The sequence below is a fragment of the Lachnospira intestinalis genome (assembly GCF_040095895.1).
Lineage (GTDB): Bacteria > Bacillota > Clostridia > Lachnospirales > Lachnospiraceae > Lachnospira > Lachnospira intestinalis.
In genome coordinates this window covers 105,524-124,220 of the sequence record NZ_JBBMFS010000004.1, presented here as the reverse complement: position 1 = coordinate 124,220, position 18,697 = coordinate 105,524, and the positions used below count along the sequence as shown (strand labels likewise).

Sequence of the window (18,697 nt, the reverse complement as noted above, 5' to 3'; positions counted from 1 at the left end):
AAACTTAACAAAAGGGAGGTTTTCTATGAATTTTGGATATTTTGATGATACAAATAAAGAATATGTGATTACTACACCACAGACGCCGCTGCCATGGATTAATTATCTGGGCTGCGAAAGCTTCTTCCGCCTGATCAGCAACACCGGCGGCGGCTATGCTTTTTATAAAGATGCCAAACTGATGCGTCTTACCCGATACCGCTATAACAATGCACCGTTAGACAGCAACGGCCACTACTACTATATCAAAGACGGCAGCACCGTATGGAATCCTGGCTGGCAGCCGTCACAGACCGCACTGGATGCTTATGAATGCCGCCACGGTCTTGGATATACGATTTACAAAGGTATTAAAAATGAACTGGAAGCCTGTGTAACCGCACTCGTTCCAATCGGTGCCGACTGTGAATTAAACAAAATCAGCCTGAAAAATCTTTCTGACAGCAAAAAAAACATCAGTCTTTATTCTTATGTTGAATTCTGTCTGTGGAATGCCGTTGAAGATATGAATAATTTTCAGAAAAATTACAGCACCGGTGAAGTCGAAGTCGTAAAGGGCGACAGCCGCTCCTGCATTTATCACAAAACCGAATACCGTGAACGCCGCAATCACTATGCCGTCTATGCTGTAAATGCTGCGTGTGACGGATTTGATACCGCACGCGAGAGCTTTCTTGGTACATACGGCTCCCCTGCCGCACCACAGTCCGTTGGAAACGGCACTTCCTGCAATTCTATTGCCGACGGCTGGCAGCCATGCGGTTCTTTCCGGCTGGATATTACGCTTGAACCGCACGAAAGCCGTGATTTCATCTTTATGCTCGGCTACATTGAAAATCCGGCAGATGATAAATGGGAAGCGCCACAGATTATCAACAAGAAAAAAGCAAATGAATTGATGGAACATTTTCTTTCTATCAAAGATTTTGACAATGCGCTGTTACGTTTAAAAGACTACTGGAGTCATCTGCTCTCCGGCTATACGCTCGAAGCCGACGATGAGAAACTCTGCCGCATGGTCAATATCTGGAACCAGTATCAGTGCATGGTTACTTTTAATATGTCCCGCTCCGCATCTTATTTTGAATCGGGTATCGGCAGAGGCATGGGATTTAGGGATTCCTGCCAGGATCTGCTTGGCTTTGTCCACTTAATCCCGGATAAAGCGCGCCAGCGTATTTTAGATATTGCTTCTACCCAGTTTGAAAACGGAAGTGCTTACCACCAGTACCAGCCGCTGACCAAAAAGGGAAATGCAGACATCGGAAGCGGTTTTAATGACGACCCGTTATGGCTGATTGCCGGAGCTGCCGCTTATTTAAAAGAAACCGGCGATTATTCGATTTTGGATGAAATGACACCGTTTGACAGCAATCCGGACAATCAGGCACCGCTGATGGAACATCTGCGCCGCTCTTTTCATTTTACATCCACGCATCTCGGACCGCACAACCTGCCGCTGATTGGCCGTGCAGACTGGAACGACTGCCTGAATCTGAACTGTTTTTCAACCGTTCCCGATGAATCCTTCCAGACTGCCGGCGCTTCCGAAGGTCCTGTTGCCGAATCTGTTTTTATTGCCGGAATGTATGTAAAGTACGGCAGGGACTATGCACAAATCTGCCGCCATGCCGGTCTTACCAAAGAAGCTGATGATGCTGATGCGCAGGTTGAGCAAATGATACAGGCGGTTTTAAAATCCGGCTGGGACGGCGAATGGTTCTTACGTGCCTACGATGCCGCCGGAAAAAAGGTCGGTTCGCATGAATGTGAAGAAGGTCAGATTTTTATTGAGCCGCAGGGCTTCTGTGTCATGGCTGGAATCGGGGTAAAGGAAGGTCTTGCCGAAAAAGCACTGGAGTCCGTAAAAAACAGGTTGGATACAAAATATGGCATTGTTCTTTTACAGCCGGCTTACACATACTATCACCTTGAACTGGGTGAAATTTCATCTTACCCGGAAGGCTACAAAGAAAATGCCGGTATCTTCTGCCACAACAATCCTTGGGTTTCCATTGCTGAAACTGTTTTGGGACACGGCAGCCGCGCCTTTGAAATTTATAAAAAAATCTGTCCGGCATATCTTCAGGATATCAGCGACCTGCACCGGACGGAAGCTTACGTTTATTCGCAGATGATTGCCGGAAAAGATGCATGCCGTTTCGGTGAAGCAAAAAACAGCTGGCTTACGGGAACTGCCGCATGGACATTTACAAATGTTTCACAGTATATTCTCGGTATCCGCCCTGAATTTGACGGACTCTGCATTGATCCGTGTATTCCGGAAACCCTGTCCGGATTTACCGTAACACGGCATTTCCGCGGTGCCGTTTATCATATTCACGTTGATAATTCTGCCAAATCGCAGAAAGGCATCAAAACCCTTCTTGTAAACGGCACTCCGGTTGAAGGAAATATGATTCCTTATCAGAAAGATGTGACGGAATATCATGTCTCTGCAATTATGTAATGGAGGAACTTTGTATGAAACATATTAATTTTCCAAAAGATTTTATATGGGGAACAGCTTCCAGCTCCTATCAGACCGAAGGGGCTTATAACCGGGACGGCAAAGGCGCTTCTATCTGGGATACGTTCTGTCAGAAAAGCGGTGTCATTGCTGACAGCTCTGACGGAACGCTTGCCTGCTGTTATTATGATAACTATGAAGAAGATATCCGGTTCATGGCAGATGCCGGTATCCGCGCGTACCGTTTTTCTGTTTCATGGCCGCGGATTTTTCCAAACGGCGATGATCCTGCTGTCAATCCTTTGGGGCTTGCCTTTTATGACCGTGTTATAGACTGCTGTATCCGGTATGGCATCCAGCCGCACATTACGCTTTTTCACTGGGACCTTCCACAGTCCCTTTCGGACCGCGGCGGCTGGCTGTCTGCGCATACGATTGAAGCATTTGTGCGTTATGCTGCTGTTATCTGTGAACATTTTTCGGACCGTGTAACTTATTTTTCCACAATCAATGAACCGCAGATTATTACAAAAATGGGGTATTATGACGGTCTTCACGCGCCCGGATACCGGCTTTCCATGCTGGAAACACTGGATATTCTCCACGCACTTGCCAAAGCTCATGCACTTGCCGTTCCCGCAATGCGCAGGGCTGCAAAGAAACCGGTCAAAATCGGTTTTTCAAGTACCGGAAATCTGTGCTATCCATGCAGTGAAAATGAAGCGGATATCTGTGCCGCAAGAACTATGACATTTGCCAATACCAAAGAAAATATTTTATTCTGTCATCACATTTTCTGCGATGCGGTTATCAACGGACTTGCACCGGATTTTGAAGCACTTGCGCCGGAGATTACTGCTGATTTAAAATCAGATGATACGCTGAATTTTGTAACACAGCACCTTAAAAATGTGTGGAACGACTGCAGCGAATTAAATCCGCCTTTGGATTTTCTGGGGCTGAACATTTATAACGGACGCAAAGCCGGTGCAGACGGTTTTACGAAACGATATGCAGGTTTTCCAAAGACAGCACTGAAATGGCCTGTCACTCCCGAAGTTATGAACTGGGGTACACGCTTTCTGTATGAACGCTATCATCTGCCGATTTTTATTACTGAAAACGGGCTTTCCTGCAATGACCACATTTTCCTTGACGGAAAAGTCCATGATGCTGAACGCATTGATTTTCTGACGCGCTATCTGTTACAGCTGAGTGAATCCATAAAAGAGGGTACACCCGTCATGGGGTATTTTCACTGGTCTTTTACGGACAATTTTGAATGGCACAGCGGTTACGATGAACGTTTCGGACTGGTATATATTGATTATCCGACACAAAAACGGATTCCGAAAGATTCCTATTACTGGTACCGGAATCTGATTGCAGACTCTGCAGAATAAGCCGCAGATTTATGGAATTTCATATACCTCTTTTACCGCGGTTAATGCGTCCTTAAAAATCAAATGATTGAGTTCTGATTCATTCTGATAAAATATCTCAAGTGTATCGGAAGCTTTGTCTGTTTTTCCGGCTGTCCGGTACATATGATAATCAACTGCGCTGTTGTAGCAGGCACTGAAAGCATAGTAGTCCCTGTCATCTTCTGTGACTGTTCTTCCAACAGCGCGGTTATATGCCACCTTTTCTGATAATCTGCCGTAATCACCATCGCAGAAATCCTCATACAGCTTCTCTGACGTATATCCTTTTCTGGACTGCTTTTCCCGGAAATAATCATACGCATTTTCCGCCGCTGACGGAATAATCATCAAAACCAGTACGGCAACAACCAGATACAACAGCTTTCCTATTATATTAACACGATTTTTTTTATTCTTCATCAAACATTCTCCTCGTCAGTAATGCAATTACCGATGTTCTGTCACGGTTTTCGAGCGAATCTATATCAGCCTGTGTAAAATTACAGTAATCCTTTAAAAACAGCCCTGCTTTTTCTTTTATATCTTCCATATAAGGAATACTCTCTGCCGCCCGTTCCCTGTAACTTTTCCCCTGCGCGCTTCCGGTTATCATACAGATTGCTTCTGCCGCATTGTTTAATGCCGTTTCTTTGGAATAATGCTCTGACAGTTCCGGATTATAGTAAAACATAATGGCATTGCGCAGACGCAGATACCCTTCTGTCATGTTGTAAAAATCATACCAGCCGCTGTTTCCCGTTCCGCTCATCCGCTGGTTCAGACGGGTGTAGAGCTGATATACTTCTTCATACTGCCCGTTATCCAGCAGTGTCTGTAAATGTTCTTTGATTTCCTGCTCATGTGTCTGATTATATTTTTTCTGCTTTTGTTCTGCCAGGTTATATCCCCAAAGGTGATTTGCCTGAATGGTTACTATGACTGCTGCAATTCCCGCAATCACCAGCGATGTAACCGGTGCAATGTATTTTATGAACCATTTACTGTTACGGACAACTTCTTTTTGTGTATCCGAAAATTCATGTTCATAATGCTCCATATCTTTGATGTGCTGCTGACTCTGTTCATTAGGTGTCCCGCAGTTTGGACAGAATTTTTCAAGCATTGTCAGTTCTGCACCGCAATTTTTACATTTCATAAATATTCCCCACTGTCATTTTTCATATTTTTGTGCTTTTTCACGGAACATGTTGTAATTACTGACATCACCGTTCCCGTACAAAGCCTGATAGTCTGCGGCATAGTCGGCTTCCGACTGTCCGATGGTATCGGTAAGAACTGCCTTTACATGCTGTGTCCACGTACTGATAATTTCTTTTTCCTGTGCATCACAGCTTTTATAATACCGGTACATATATCCGTCCGTATCTTCCAGCATATTCATATATTCCATGCAGCTGCGGTACAGATTTTCAAATTCATAGCTTTCAAGCGGCGTTCCCTGTGCGATTTTATCATCATAGCGCAGTGTATCCGAATACGCATATTTATAAATATATAAAATATTATAATGTTTCCACTGCTGTAATATTTTATTTTTATAAGAATCCGCCGTCACTTCACTGATGTCTGCAAAGTTTCCCTGCTCGTAGGCTTCATTTATCTGCGGCACATTTTCATCATACCATGCCATGCCCTCTGCAATCTCTCTGCGTTCCGAAGCCGAATTATAATAAGAACGATATTTTGTATATCCCCACGCAGTCCCGACAAGCAGTGCTGCTGCAACCGCCGCCAGCGTAATGACAGCATGACAAATGATTCTGTTCCGGATATAACGGTTTGCATTTTCATCAAGTCCGTCCATGGTATCATTCATTTTGTACAGGTGATTCATGTACTCTTTTTCCGATGCTTCATACTGCATGGCATGGCAGTATGGGCATTGTGTCTGTGTTTCCTCAATATCCGCTCCGCAGTTATTACACCGTATCATCTGATTTCCCTCTCTTTTACCCGCACTGTTTTGCCGCACATGTACAGGCTTCTTCTCTCCTGCCTGTAACGTGCGCCTTGCGTATGTTGTATTTTAGTATAACATACTTCCGCCGGTTATAAAATCCGCTTTTATTCCTATAGTTTCTGCTCAATCGGAATGATTCTTCCCATTTTTGCGGATACTCTGTGTGAAATGGAGATAACCGTTCTGTTTTCGGATACTCTCTTTAGCGCTTCAAGCACTTCTTTTTCCGTTTCGGCATCGAGATTTGCCGTGATTTCATCCAATAACAAAAGCTTCGGTCTTGCCGCCGCCGCACGCGCTATGGATAAAAGCTGCCACTGTCCCTGTGAAAACAGTTCCGGTGTACAGATGGTGTCATATCCGTCCGGGAGGTGCATAATTGTATCATGCAGTCCCGTCAGTTCTGCCGCTTCTTTTACATTTTCCATGGAAATCTTTTCATCATACAGCGTAATCTGGTCTTTGACCGTTCCCGCTACTCTGTGAAATGACTGCTCTACATAGCCAAACAAAAAACGTCTGTCCTTCCGATCAATCGCTGCTGCCTCTCTGCCGTCAATCCACACACTGCCCTCACCCGGTTCGTAAAGTCCCAGAAGCAGCTTAAATACCGTACTTTTTCCGGCACCGGTTCTGCCTGAAAGTGTAATCTGTTCGCCTTCCTCTACCTGAAAGCTTAAATGCTTTAACACCGTATGTTCGTCATAACCAAAGGTGACGTCCCGAAATTCCACAAAGGATTTACCGTTATTTTGTACCGGTTTTGAATCTGCTGTATTTTCATGCTGTTTTGGTGCAGGCTCCGGCAGTGCAAAAAATTCATTGATTCTCTGCACACCCGCAATGGCAGACTGAATGGTCTGAATCTCCATGCCAAGACTTTCAAGCGGTGTAAATATCTGCGAAATGTAATTCATAACTGCAACCGCCGTACCGGCTGACATACCAAACAGTGTCAGAACCTTAGGACTGCCGGAAGCGGACAAAAGCATGACTACCGCAACAACAACCGCATTTAAAATTAAAATGACCGGTGAATAGACCGCATCGTAAAAGTTGGTCTTTTCCATGGCATGATAGCTTTGCTGGATATATTCGTCATATCGTTTTTCCATATAATTTTCTTTGGAAAGGTTATGAATCGTACGGATATTATGCAGGGTTTCCGGCACATGACCGGAAGCACGGCTGACCGCGCGGCGGTTTTCAACCTGCGCAGCTAACATATTTTTCTGGACATATCGTGTAAACCAGAACAGAAACGGCAGTAAAATAAACAGTACAAGCGCAAGTCCCTTATTCTGAAACCATATGACTGCCAGAATACTGATGATGCGGCAGGCATCCGCAAACATACTGATAATGCCCGATGTAAACAGATTTTCTACCGTATCTACATCACCGACAAACCGTGATACCAGTGCGCCCGGTTCCTGTTTGTTTAAACTGTCTGCCGTCAGTCTTGTAAACTTTTCCATAAGACTGCTTCTTAATGCATGTGTGATTTTCTGTCCGAATACCGTCAGAAATCCTTCTCTTGACGCTTCCATAACACCTGTCAGCGCCGTCAGCCCGAAATAAAGCGCCACAAAGGTAAAGCCGACATTCTGTTTTTGTGTCATAGCATCAATCATTTTTGCCAGTACAAGCGGCGGAAGCAGGGATATGACAACGGCTCCGCACACTGCGATAACAATTCCCACTGCCAGAAGAACATTTTTCTTTACAGTCTGTCTGATAATGTTTCCACAATCACTGTTCATAAATACTTCCTCCTTCCTGCGCATGGTAAAGCTGTGCATATTCCGGTATCTCCTGCATCAGTTTTTCATGCGTACCGGTTACTGCCTGTCCATTTTCCAGCCAGATTACCTGATTCATCTGAGGGAACAGATACAGTCTGTGTGATATTATTATCACAATGCCGTCTGCCATATATTTTTTCAGATTTGCAAAAATCTGTTTTTCGGTGTCTTTATCGAGTGCCGAAAACGGGTCGTCTAAAATGAGTACCGGACGTTTATGACAGAGCGTTCTTGCCAGCGCAAGGCGCTGTGCCTGACCGCCGGAGAGCCGCACGCCGCCGTTTCCGACCATTGTATTTTCTTTGTCCGGCATTGCCTGTACTTCTTCATTAAAACAGACCAGTTTCAGGTAATCAGATACATTTTTATTTTCTCCCATTAAAATATTGTTTTCAATAGTATCATTAAATAACTCCGGGGCATGTCCCAGATAACCGATAATGCCCGCGTGCTGTCTTCTGTCCAGACTGCCCAGCTCTTTACCGTCAACCGTGATGCTGCCCTGATACGGATATTCTCCGAGAAATGCCTTGCCGAAAGTAGATTTTCCGCACGCAACCGCTCCGGTCACACCGATAATATCTCCAGGCTTTGCCGCAAGGGAAATGTTTTCAAATATATTTTCACCATCAGGATACGCAAATGTAAGCTCCCGTACCGATAACTGTGAAACCGTCCGGATTTCAGGCTTTTCATTTTCTATCACCGGATTCATCAGCGGCTTAATACGCTTCCATGAAACCTGTGCCTTATGCACGGCATTGAATAATTTTGCCGCATTGGAGGATTTGACGGACAGCTTTGTAAAACAGGATAAAAATGTTGTAAAAATTGCAGCCGTCCAGACTTTCCAGCCTGTTCCAAGCACATTTGCCGCACCGAAATATAAAATAAACAGCACACCTGTCATTGAAATGACCTTATAAAGCGGCGGCATCATCGTATTCCAGATATTTGCGCTGACTGCGGCTTTTTCGTATGCCGTTAAATTTTCCTCATAAGCCTGTTTACGCTGCTGTTCACAGCCAAACACCCTGTAAGTAATGGCATTTTCTGCCCTGTCTAAGGTTGCCGAACTTAACGCACCGGACTGTTCCTTGTATACCACACCGGTCCGCTGTACAATGGCCTTCATTTTTTCGGCAAGCAGATAAGATACCGGCGGAAACAGCATGGAAAGCAGGGCAAGACGCCAGTCGTAATACAACAACATGCCCGCATACGCGGCAAGTGCAATGCCGGTATCAAAGATTTCTGTCGTAAATTTCCGCATACCCTCTACACAGTCATCAACGTCCAATATCGCCTTTGTCATAATATCGCCCGTTCCCTGCTCCTTTAACTCCGGTCTGCTTTTTTCGACCAGACTGGCGTAAAGAATACCTTTCATGCGGCGGTTGACGTTGTTGGCAAAACGTCTGACATAAAAACGCTTGATATAGCGGGACACCTGCACAACCGCAATGGAAAGCACGTAACATCCCACCAGAATGAGCATATTATAAAATGTCTTTCTTCCATTTAAAATGTCAATCAGACAGCCGGTCATCCGTCCTTCAAACCACGGTCCCGCAAGCAGACCTAAGTTATAAATCAGCCCGGACACCGTTACAATCAGTAAAACAACCCACTCTGTCTTAAAATAAGAAATAATTTTGTTGGGTGTAAACGTTTGTTTACTCATTTTTTTCGCACTCCTTTTGCTCATTTTTATTCTCTATATGCACTGTCAATTTAATCTATCAAATCATTTTTATGTTTTCCGCCCCACTCACACATGGAAACAAGTATCGGTATCAGGGATTTGCCGCGTTCTGACAGGCTGTACTCTACTTTCGGTGGAATCTGCGGCTATACTTACCTTTAGGTAAGTATATAACTTAAATGTGCGTACTTCCTTTTTGCTCCATTGTAGTGTATATTTAAAAAAACGGCAATAATAGATTTGCACAATAAAATAAAGGAGGACAGCCTATTGAATCCGGTATTTACGATTGAAAATATACGTCCCATACGGGACGGCATGACCGTTTCAAGAGATTCCAGACTTGGCACGGTCAATAAAATCACCTATTTTTCAATGGGTGCAGGAACCTCTATCAGTCAGGAAAGCTATGACAGAATGACCATGTATATCACAGACGCCGGAAGTGGAACATTTCTTCTGGGTGAAGAACCGAAAAATGTTTTTGCCACCCCCGGCACGGCACTCATTGTCCCTGAAAAGACTTTGTGCGGTATGCAGACAGAAAACGGACTGGTATACACTGGAATTATTTTTGAAAAGGAGAACATTATGAACGCAAATGTAAAAACAAATGAAGTATTCGCACTGAAAGATTTAATTTCTTATGAAGAAGGCAGTATCGCCAACATGGACGTAGCCAGCAACCCATCAATGAAATATGTGTTAATGGCATTTGATGAAGGCACAGGTCTTACACCGCACCGCGCACCGGGAAATGCGATTGTTTTCGCACTGGAAGGCAAAGCGACAATCGGCTATGAAGGAATAGACTATGAAATCAGCGCCGGTGAATGTTTCCGTTTTGAAAAGAACGGTCTTCACAGCGTAACCGCAAACGGCAGATTTAAAATGGCACTTCTGCTTGTGTTGGAATAATCCGTTAAAGATGTGTTGGATAAAAAATCCGGAAACTGCATGATGAAAAGCAGTTTCCGGATTTTATTTTATGCCAGCCCCATTACACGGTACAGATATTCCATATCCATATTTTCACGAATCACATCGGCTAACTTATCATATTCTCTTTGTTTGTATTCCCAAAAACTCATCTGCCCGGACACAGCCGAATTCCTGCCTTTCTGCCGGCACAGTGTTTCTATGAGCCGCCCGCAAAATCCCACCTCGTCAAAAATCCCATGCAAATATGTCCCTGCTACATTTTCACGGACACAGCCGTCTGCGCGTGTTGATAAATCCGATTGATTGGTAAGCTGTATAAATCCCTGCGCATTTTCTTCGCAAATACGGCTCTCGCCCATATGGATTTCATAACCGGTACATTCACAGCCCGAAACGCTGCCCCAGATGCCGGATTGCGCACAAATCCGACCTTTTACGCGGGTTCTGTGCTTTTCTAATGAAAAAACGGTTTTTACCGGAAGCAATCCAAGCCCCGGAACTACCTCTCCCGTTTCTGCCCCACAGCTGTCGTCAATTTCATTGCCTAACATCTGATAGCCGCCACAAATTCCCAATACCGGAATTCCTTTTCTGGCACAGTTTAAAATCGGGCTTTCCAGTCCGGTGCGGCGAAGCCATTTCAAATCGTCAATCGTATTTTTTGTGCCCGGAAGAATCAGTAAATCCGGTGTCTGAATCTGTTCCGCACGGTCTGCATACCGTACGCGCACACCGTCAAGCCGTGCCAGCGCGTCCAAGTCCGTAAAATTAGAAATGTGCGGCAGACGAATCACCGCAATATCAAGCCGCATATCCGTTTCGTCCGGCAGTGCCGTCTGTAAAAGGCTTTCTGCCAGACTGTCTTCTTCCTCAATATCCAGTCTGGTATACGGAATCACGCCGATTGTCGGCACATGGCAGATATCATAAAGCTGGTCTAATCCCGGTTCCAGTATTTTTTTATCGCCGCGAAACTTATTCATCACCAGTCCCTTTACGCGCCTGCGTTCTTCTTCCTCTAACAGCATCAGTGTTCCTGCCAGCTGTGCAAACACGCCGCCCCTGTCAATATCCCCCACTAAAAGCACTGGTGCATCTACCAGTGCCGCCATGCCCATATTGACGATATCGTCCTGTTTTAAATTAATTTCCGCCGGACTTCCCGCACCTTCCAGTACAATCACATCATACTGCCTGTCTAATGTTTCATAGGCACTTAAAATATCGGGTATCAGCTTTTTTTTATATTTAAAATATTCCTTTGCAGGCATGTTTTTCAGTGGAACACCGTTTACAATAACCTGCGAGCCTACATCACTGGTGGGTTTTAATAAAATGGGATTCATCTGCACACACGGCTCTATTCCTGCCGCCTCTGCCTGCATAACCTGTGCCCTGCCCATTTCCAGTCCGTCCTTTGTGATATAAGAATTTAATGCCATATTCTGCGATTTAAACGGTGCTACACGGTATCCGTCCTGCTTTAACACTCTTAAAATTCCCGCGGTGACAATACTTTTCCCCGCATTGGACATCGTCCCCTGCACCATAAGATTTTTTGCCATGGTTCTTTAAAATCCTTTCCCTGCGCTGTCAGATATTCATTGTATCAGAATCCGCCAAACCTGTCTGACCAGCTCCTCATTATCTGCATGCTGTTTTACCGCAATGCGGTAACAGTCCGGCGGCATATTCCTGTAATTTGCACAGGAGCGAATCAGTATTTTCCCCTCTAACAGCCGCTCCTTTAATAAAAATCCTGTCTTTTCCTGCGGCAGTCGGAATGTAATATAATCCGCTTCGGACGGAAATACGGTACAACCCATTTTTAAAAATTCCTGTATCAGATATCGGCGTTCCTTTTCAATCAACTGCCTTGTCCGCTTTTCATATTCTGTATCCTGTAATGCCGAAATTCCTGCACGCTGTGCGATTGACGACACATTCCACTCAGGAAGCTGCTGTGCCACCGCATGAAGCAATGACAAATCCCCGGTCATCAGATACCCCAGCCGCAGTCCCGCCATTGCATAAAACTTTGTAAATGCGTTGACGATGAGCAGATTCGGGTACTGTTTTAAAAAGCGCTTACAGCTCATTTTTTCATAATGCGGGTGAAACCGCAGAAAACATTCATCTGCGACAACACGGATTTTTTTTGATGCACAAAACTGTAAAATTTCCGTCAAAATCTGCTCCGGGATTGTATTTCCCGTGGGATTATTCGGATTGCACAAAAAAAGCATCTGAACCGTCATTTTTGACAAGCGGTCACAGACTGTTTCATAACCAAAACCCGTGTCATGTGAAAGCTCATAAAATACCGGCTCTGCCCCTGCGGCACGCACCGCACGCTCATATCCTGAAAATGACGGTGCCGCTATGGCACATTTTTCCGGTGCGGCGGCACGCACAACTGCCATCAGCAGTTCCGATGCTCCGTTTCCACAAAGAATCTGCTCCGGCGCAATCCCTTCTTTTTGTGCTATCGCCCTGCGCAAATCCGTACATTCAATATCCGGATACGTTTCGTCCCATGCCGTGTATTCCGTAATTGCCTGCCTTACTCCCTGTGGCATGCCCAGTGGATTGATATTGACGGAAAAATCCAGCCGTACCTCTCTGCCATATACATTTCCGCCGTGTATTTCTCTCTGCATGCCTGCCTCCTGTCTGTATGCTTTGCTTTCTCTCTTACCCCGCCGTGCAGGAACAGGATTGCTCCGCTTTCGTCCAGCACGGCTCATTGCTTACGCATATTATACCATGCGGAAGGTGATTTCACAATAAATCTCCTGTAAGGGCTTGACTTAAACTTAACTTTAAGTATTACACTATTTTTATCATAGAAATTCTTATACGATGTAAATTTTAATAGTATAAATATTGTTTAGGAAGGGATTTACAATGTTGAAAAAATATTTTTATAAAACTGCTCTTACCACCGCCGCGCTTTCTACAGCTGTTTCTGTCCTGCTTGCCGGGTGCGGACAATCCGCAGGTACAGGCACGGCAAAGACTAACACGGTTACTTCTGCCGTTTCGGGTCAGACTGATATACGGTCAAGTTCAAACTCTGATTCAGGCAGTACCGCAGATTCAGCCGAAACTTCCGGCGCGGATTCCTCATCTGCCGCAACTTCATACACTATTACTGATGAAGAAATTGCCGCCGCTTATGCCAATACCGACAACTCCTATGATGCCATGTACCTTTCCCGCCAGCCGGGCAATCCTGCCGGTACTTACGAAACCGTGCATTACTATTCTACGACGGCAGGCACAACCAGACAGGCGTGTGTAATGCTCCCGACTGAATATGACCCGTCAAAAGATTATCCGGTGGTTTATCTTTTGCACGGACTGGGCGGCAATGATGAAGCATGGAAAGACATGGGCGCAGACTGCATTGCAGAAAATCTGCACATTTATCAGAACATACCGCAGATGATTCTTGTCGGTGTGGATTCTGTGATTTTATCCGAAGGCAGTGCTTCTGACCTTGATATGTGGGGTCAGCTTGCCGCTTATGATGCTTCAGTTGACGATATTGTTAATGATTTAATGCCTTATATTAACACGCATTATCCGGTGCGTACCGGTCGTGAAAATACTGCGATTGCCGGATATTCCATGGGCGGCAGAAATGCTTTATATGCCGGATTTTCACACCCTGAACTGTTCGGTTATGTCGGCGCATTTTCTCCGGCTTCCGGTGTTGTGCGTGCCGTGGAAAGTCCGCTGGGTACCTTAATGGAAGATTTTACATTAAATGAAGCTTACGGACAGTTCCCGATGCTTTTGCTGACAGTCGGATATGATGACGGTATCTGTAAAAATTCTACCGAAGAATATGACCGCATTTTAACCGAAAAGTCTATCGACCACATTTTCTATGAAACAGAGGGCGGTCATGACGGTGATGTATGGCAGAAGGGCATGTATAATTTTATGAAACGACTGTTTTACGGAAGTGCATTTCACTAGGTTTAAATTCAGTAAATCAATAGCCTCATCCGATTTGTCCGAATGAGGCTATTGGTTTATTCAGCTTTATTTTCTTCCTCTAATAGCTTCAAAAATGCAGAAGGTTCATACACCTTAACAGAAGATTTTGCATAATCTTTCACATTTCTGGTTACGATACAGTCCATTTCTGAACGAATTGCAGTTTCCACCATAATAGCATCTTCATAATCACCAATTTCAGAAGATATGGCTTTTCGACAGTCTAAACAAGCAGTATCCAACAAATCGAACAAAGTAAAAAGTTTACTCAAAATCTTTCGTGTTTCTGTATCGCTATGTGTTAAACGATGTGTCAAATAATATATATCTGTAACTGACTTTGCAGTGATATAACCCTCAAATTGCCTATTTGCAGAATATATAAAAAGCTTTTGTGCAGCTTCTGCAAACGGAACACGCGACTGTAACGCATCGATGATAACACAGGTATCAACTAAAACTCTCATATCCTATTCAGCCTTTCTTCCCGCGCTTCTTCCAGTGTCATATCATCAGAAAGAACACCAAACAATGACTTTGCGACATCTACTCTGTCCTGATATGGGTTCGATAATTTTGCAACAACTTTTCCGTTACGGGTAATATAAATATCTTCTGTTTCTGCAAGCGCAAGATATTTGCCAAGATTGACTTTTAATTCAGTTGCGGTAATAGACATATCATCCTCCCCTTTCCTGACGAATAAATCATTAATATCTCTTTTAATTATATTATAACAAATCGAACGATTTTATCAACAAAACCGTTCGATTTCTTCTCGTTTTTCTCTATTAAAAGTCCTTAAATCTAAGATTTTGGCAAGTATAACTTGACGTTGGCAGTATTGTGCCACAGATATCACAATGCTCCCACTGCCACCCTAAGCCCCAGTACCGCAGCCACCATTAAAAACGCAGAAATATACAGCAGTACGTGGCTTCTTTTAATATCTTCTGCTTCCAGCGGACGGACGGCATCGCCTATCTGCGGCTTTTTTACAAGCTTTCCGAAATAATAATTATCGCCTGATAAAGCGACCATTAATGCACCGGCGCACGCGGCTTCCGTCTGGGCGGAATTCGGACTGCTGTGCTTTTTTCTGTCGCGCAGAAAAATTTTCCACGCATTTTTCATGCTGTAGTGCTTTTCGCTGTTTCTTTCTGCCAGTGAAGCAATTCCCGCCGATAAAACCATTAATACACCGCCGATTCTTGACGGAATAAAATTTAAGACATCATCAAGCTTTGCCGCAAATCGCCCGAAGTACAGATATTTATCATTTTTATAACCAATCATGGAATCCATGGTGTTGACTGCTTTATAGATAAAACCGCCTGCCGCACCGAAAAAAAACATATAAAATAACGGTGCAATCACACCGTCTGACGTATTTTCCGCAACCGTTTCCACTGCTGCACGCACAATGCCGTGTTCGTCAAGCTGTGCGGTATCCCGTCCGACAATCATGGAAACTGCCGTTCTTGCCGCAGGCAGACCGTCCTGTTTTAATGCCGTATAGACTTTCATGCTTTCTACCCTTAATGATTTGACTGCAAGAATCTGATAACACATGACGGATTCCACGATAAAACCCGCCGTCATGGAAATGCGGTAACAGATAAATAAAATCAATATTGTCACAGCGCCTGTCAATACGGTTACAAGCACCGCAAGCAACGCACCGTTTCTAAACTTCTTTTTATCGGAATCTGTATCCTTTAATAAAACTTTTTCAAGTTTTGAAATAAGACTGCCGATTAGCTGTACCGGGTGGTACAGCCAATGCGGGTCCCCAAAAATTAAATCCAGTAAAAATCCCAGTGCAACCGCACCGGTCTGACACCAAAAATACTGCATCTTATCCTGCCTTAGATTTCATAATCCATGCAGGAACGGACTGCTGTATACGGTCTTACTTTGTTGTCAGCCACTGCTACATGCTTTGGGTGGGTGCTGTAATTTTTCAATGCTTCCGCTGTTTCAAATGTCGAATCCAGCATCACGTCTACTGTAGAACTTGGCAGACCGTCAATATTGACTTTGATTTCTGTCATGCCCGGAATCTGTCCGGCTAAGCCTTCCAGTCCTTCTTTGATTCCGGCTTTAATCTGCTGTTTTTCCTCTGCCGAAAATTCTTCTTTTAATTTCCACAAAATAACATGCTTAACCATTTTGTCCTCCTGATTTGTTATTTCAACTTATTACCGTCTGAAAATACGAAGCCACTCCTGTGGGCGGCTGTATTCCATTGATTTATTAACATTTTTATTCTAGCACTGTACCGTGGATTTCACAACCATTTCGGGCGCTTATTTTTCCTATCACCGACAGCCTTTTATCTTTTGTCAGACTGCACAAATATCCTTCCCCGTTGCCGCAGTGATAATCATAATAGTCCCCGCCGTACAATTCCGACAATACCGCCATGATTGTACCGCCGTGAACGACATATGCCACTGTAGTGTCGTCCTGTTTTCCCGATGTTACCTGTCCTTTTAAAATGCTTTCTGATTTTGAAACCGTTTCCAAAAATGCACGGACACTTCTTTTCTTAAAATCCGTCAAAGTTTCCCCACCCGGAAACGGCAGTGTGCCGTTGCTGTCAATCCACTGCTGATACTGCGGATTTCCTGTCAGTTCTTTATAATTCTTTCCTTCAAAAAGCCCGAAATCACACTCTCTGAAATCCCATACAATCTGCGGTGTCTGTACCGGATAAATACATTCTGCCGTAGACAGACACCGCTTCATCGGACTGGAAAAGACCGCCTGCGCCGGCGGATAAATGCCTGCGCACGTATCTTCTTTCAGTTTCTTTATGCCCTCACCGCACAAATCCTCGTCTGTTCTTCCGATATATCGTTTTTCAAGATTTCCCTTTGTTGCTCCGTGCCGAATCAGCACAATCTTCATATACGACCTCACCTCCCGCAGGCTTTCCCCGCGCTATTTTGTAATTCCTACTGATTCCTGCTTCAGGCACTGTCCGATTCCGCATAAAATCCGCTCCACCCTGTCGGATTTTGCCACTGCCGCACACAGCACACGTCCGACAGATTCCCTGTAAATCCTGTCTTTTCGTTCCAACGGCACAATTCCGCTTCCGACCTCATCACAAATCAGAATCATCTGCGGATTGACGGCATATAGCTCTTCAATAAGCGTATCCGTAGATTCTCCCACCGCTATCCGCCTTTGAATCAATAAATGCAGGTGATTGACAATATCTGCCGACTGTAACTGCTTTTCGTCACAGTCCTTTCCGTCCGCCACCCTTAAATTTCCTTTTTTCTTTAATACATAATCAAGCTTTCCCTGAAAAGCCCCGCCAAAATATACTTCCATATTTCTCCGTTCCTACTACAATCCATTTACGGTTAATCTCATCAGCCCTGTTGCAAAACAGCACTTAAAATTTCACGCAGTCGATTTCTCATCTGCCGATATAACTCTATTGCATTTTTACATAAATGCAATTCTACATAAATGCGGTTTTGTGCCGCATGCGATACAAAACTGTTACGCCCGCAATTACAAAATATTCACACACGCCAGTACCACCGTCATGCACAATTCACTCACGCACAAAAAATAGCCCGCTAAGTCGCCCGTTACACCGCCAAATTCTTTATATGCCATATGTCTGTAATAACACAGCACAAGCCCTGCGGCAAGGAATACCGCACCGGTCTTGTAAATATCAACCAGCCCCATTCCAACCAGGCAGATGACAAACTGTATGCCTAACAGCGCATTGACACGGTAACGGTCCGTCACACTGGTAAATGTATACAGCATCCCGTTTTTTCTTGCACCACGGAAATTGACCGCCGCAAATCCGCTGAGTATCCGTGACAAATAAAATATGCCCGCAAAAAGCAGAAATGCCTGTTCTTTTCCCTGCTCTGCCATCCAGAAAAGTGCCGCAAAATAAACCGCACTGTATACCAGCAGGCGGATAACCGCAAATGCCCCGATATGGGAATCCTTTAATATAGAAAGTTTTTTCTCCCTGTCACCGTATGAATGAATCGCATCACTGGTATCCATATAACCGTCCACATGAATCCCGCCTGTAACAATCACCGGCAGTACCAGAAAAATCAATGCCCGGCTGACGTTTGGCACGCCTAAAAATGCTGACAGCTTATACCATATAAACTGACATGCACCAAGCACCAATCCGACCAGCGGAAAAAATCCCATAACATACCGCATATCTTTTTCTTCCAGATTCAGATGCGGCATTGGAATTTTAGAATACATCGAAAATGCGATGATAAGTGATTTTACCCAATTCATTTTTTCTGCCCGTTCCTCCTTCTTTTATACTGTTTACGCTTTTTCTGCCCCTTTAAATAT

The 18,697-nt window shown here is 44.4% G+C and carries 18 protein-coding genes and 1 pseudogene; 4 read left to right on the top strand and 15 right to left on the bottom strand.

The window, feature by feature from the left end; all coding sequences use genetic code 11:
* Positions 1 to 25 precede the first annotated feature (25 nt).
* Positions 26 to 2,470, top strand: a complete 2,445-nt coding sequence (locus WMO37_RS06185; RefSeq protein ID WP_349154587.1) for a glycoside hydrolase family 94 protein — start codon at positions 26 to 28, stop codon at positions 2,468 to 2,470.
* 14 nt (positions 2,471 to 2,484) lie between these two features.
* Positions 2,485 to 3,873, top strand: a complete 1,389-nt coding sequence (locus WMO37_RS06180; RefSeq protein WP_349154586.1) for a glycoside hydrolase family 1 protein — start codon at positions 2,485 to 2,487, stop codon at positions 3,871 to 3,873.
* Between the two features lie 9 nt (positions 3,874 to 3,882).
* On the opposite strand, the gene WMO37_RS06175 is transcribed toward WMO37_RS06180, so the two are convergent.
* The 6 genes and pseudogenes from WMO37_RS06175 to WMO37_RS06150 all read right to left on the bottom strand — a co-directional run.
* Entirely contained in the window at positions 3,883 to 4,314 is a 432-nt protein-coding gene (locus tag WMO37_RS06175; RefSeq protein WP_349154585.1) for a hypothetical protein, read from the bottom strand.
* The gene (locus WMO37_RS06170) at positions 4,304 to 5,050 is read right to left on the bottom strand and encodes a zinc-ribbon domain-containing protein (RefSeq protein ID WP_022431526.1); all 747 of its coding nucleotides are present in this window, start codon (positions 5,048 to 5,050) and stop codon (positions 4,304 to 4,306) included. Before WMO37_RS06170 ends, WMO37_RS06175 begins: the two co-directional genes overlap by 11 nt.
* 15 nt (positions 5,051 to 5,065) lie before the next feature.
* Entirely contained in the window at positions 5,066 to 5,848 is a 783-nt protein-coding gene (locus tag WMO37_RS06165) for a zinc ribbon domain-containing protein (RefSeq protein WP_349154584.1), read from the bottom strand.
* Positions 5,849 to 5,985: 137 nt separating this feature from the next.
* Entirely contained in the window at positions 5,986 to 7,638 is a 1,653-nt protein-coding gene (locus tag WMO37_RS06160) for an ABC transporter ATP-binding protein (RefSeq protein ID WP_349154583.1), read from the bottom strand.
* On the bottom strand, positions 7,628 to 9,364 hold the full coding sequence (locus WMO37_RS06155) for an ABC transporter ATP-binding protein (protein WP_349154582.1): 1,737 nt from the start codon (positions 9,362 to 9,364) through the stop codon (positions 7,628 to 7,630). Before WMO37_RS06155 ends, WMO37_RS06160 begins: the two co-directional genes overlap by 11 nt.
* Before the next feature lie 50 nt (positions 9,365 to 9,414).
* Positions 9,415 to 9,531 (bottom strand): annotated as a pseudogene (locus WMO37_RS06150) (winged helix-turn-helix transcriptional regulator); the annotation flags it as partial.
* 124 nt (positions 9,532 to 9,655) lie between these two features.
* On the opposite strand from WMO37_RS06150, the gene WMO37_RS06145 reads away from it, so the two are divergent.
* Positions 9,656 to 10,303: a cupin domain-containing protein gene (locus WMO37_RS06145; RefSeq protein WP_349154581.1), complete on the top strand. Its 648-nt coding sequence runs from the start codon at positions 9,656 to 9,658 to the stop codon at positions 10,301 to 10,303.
* Between the two features lie 68 nt (positions 10,304 to 10,371).
* Here WMO37_RS06145 and WMO37_RS06140 read toward each other — a convergent pair whose 3' ends face one another.
* Together WMO37_RS06140 and WMO37_RS06135 are read right to left on the bottom strand one after the other, a co-directional pair.
* Positions 10,372 to 11,892 (bottom strand): cobyric acid synthase, encoded by a 1,521-nt coding sequence (locus tag WMO37_RS06140; protein WP_022431531.1) that lies wholly within the window; start codon positions 11,890 to 11,892, stop codon positions 10,372 to 10,374.
* A 36-nt stretch (positions 11,893 to 11,928) separates the two neighbouring features.
* Positions 11,929 to 12,987, bottom strand: a complete 1,059-nt coding sequence (locus WMO37_RS06135) for a pyridoxal phosphate-dependent aminotransferase (RefSeq protein ID WP_022431532.1) — start codon at positions 12,985 to 12,987, stop codon at positions 11,929 to 11,931.
* A 247-nt stretch (positions 12,988 to 13,234) separates the two neighbouring features.
* On the opposite strand from WMO37_RS06135, the gene WMO37_RS06130 reads away from it, so the two are divergent.
* A complete protein-coding gene (locus WMO37_RS06130) occupies positions 13,235 to 14,314 on the top strand; it encodes an alpha/beta hydrolase (RefSeq protein WP_349154580.1) in 1,080 nt (359 codons plus the stop codon).
* A 56-nt stretch (positions 14,315 to 14,370) separates the two neighbouring features.
* Here WMO37_RS06130 and WMO37_RS06125 read toward each other — a convergent pair whose 3' ends face one another.
* The 7 genes from WMO37_RS06125 to WMO37_RS06095 form a co-directional block, all read right to left on the bottom strand.
* The gene (locus WMO37_RS06125) at positions 14,371 to 14,802 is read right to left on the bottom strand and encodes a PIN domain-containing protein (protein WP_022431534.1); all 432 of its coding nucleotides are present in this window, start codon (positions 14,800 to 14,802) and stop codon (positions 14,371 to 14,373) included.
* The gene (locus WMO37_RS06120; RefSeq protein ID WP_022431535.1) at positions 14,799 to 15,014 is read right to left on the bottom strand and encodes a type II toxin-antitoxin system Phd/YefM family antitoxin; all 216 of its coding nucleotides are present in this window, start codon (positions 15,012 to 15,014) and stop codon (positions 14,799 to 14,801) included. Before WMO37_RS06120 ends, WMO37_RS06125 begins: the two co-directional genes overlap by 4 nt.
* Positions 15,015 to 15,193: 179 nt before the next feature.
* Positions 15,194 to 16,192: an adenosylcobinamide-phosphate synthase CbiB gene (cbiB, locus tag WMO37_RS06115; protein ID WP_349154579.1), complete on the bottom strand. Its 999-nt coding sequence runs from the start codon at positions 16,190 to 16,192 to the stop codon at positions 15,194 to 15,196.
* 11 nt (positions 16,193 to 16,203) lie between these two features.
* On the bottom strand, positions 16,204 to 16,506 hold the full coding sequence (locus WMO37_RS06110; protein WP_022431537.1) for a Dabb family protein: 303 nt from the start codon (positions 16,504 to 16,506) through the stop codon (positions 16,204 to 16,206).
* Between the two features lie 94 nt (positions 16,507 to 16,600).
* The gene (locus WMO37_RS06105; protein ID WP_227090215.1) at positions 16,601 to 17,248 is read right to left on the bottom strand and encodes a histidine phosphatase family protein; all 648 of its coding nucleotides are present in this window, start codon (positions 17,246 to 17,248) and stop codon (positions 16,601 to 16,603) included.
* A gap of 33 nt (positions 17,249 to 17,281) precedes the next feature.
* Positions 17,282 to 17,680 carry a bifunctional adenosylcobinamide kinase/adenosylcobinamide-phosphate guanylyltransferase gene (locus WMO37_RS06100; RefSeq protein ID WP_227090214.1) on the bottom strand — a complete coding sequence of 133 codons (399 nt, stop codon included), beginning with the start codon at positions 17,678 to 17,680 and terminating at the stop codon, positions 17,282 to 17,284.
* A 186-nt stretch (positions 17,681 to 17,866) separates the two neighbouring features.
* Entirely contained in the window at positions 17,867 to 18,637 is a 771-nt protein-coding gene (locus WMO37_RS06095) for an adenosylcobinamide-GDP ribazoletransferase (RefSeq protein ID WP_349154578.1), read from the bottom strand.
* Positions 18,638 to 18,697 lie beyond the last annotated feature (60 nt).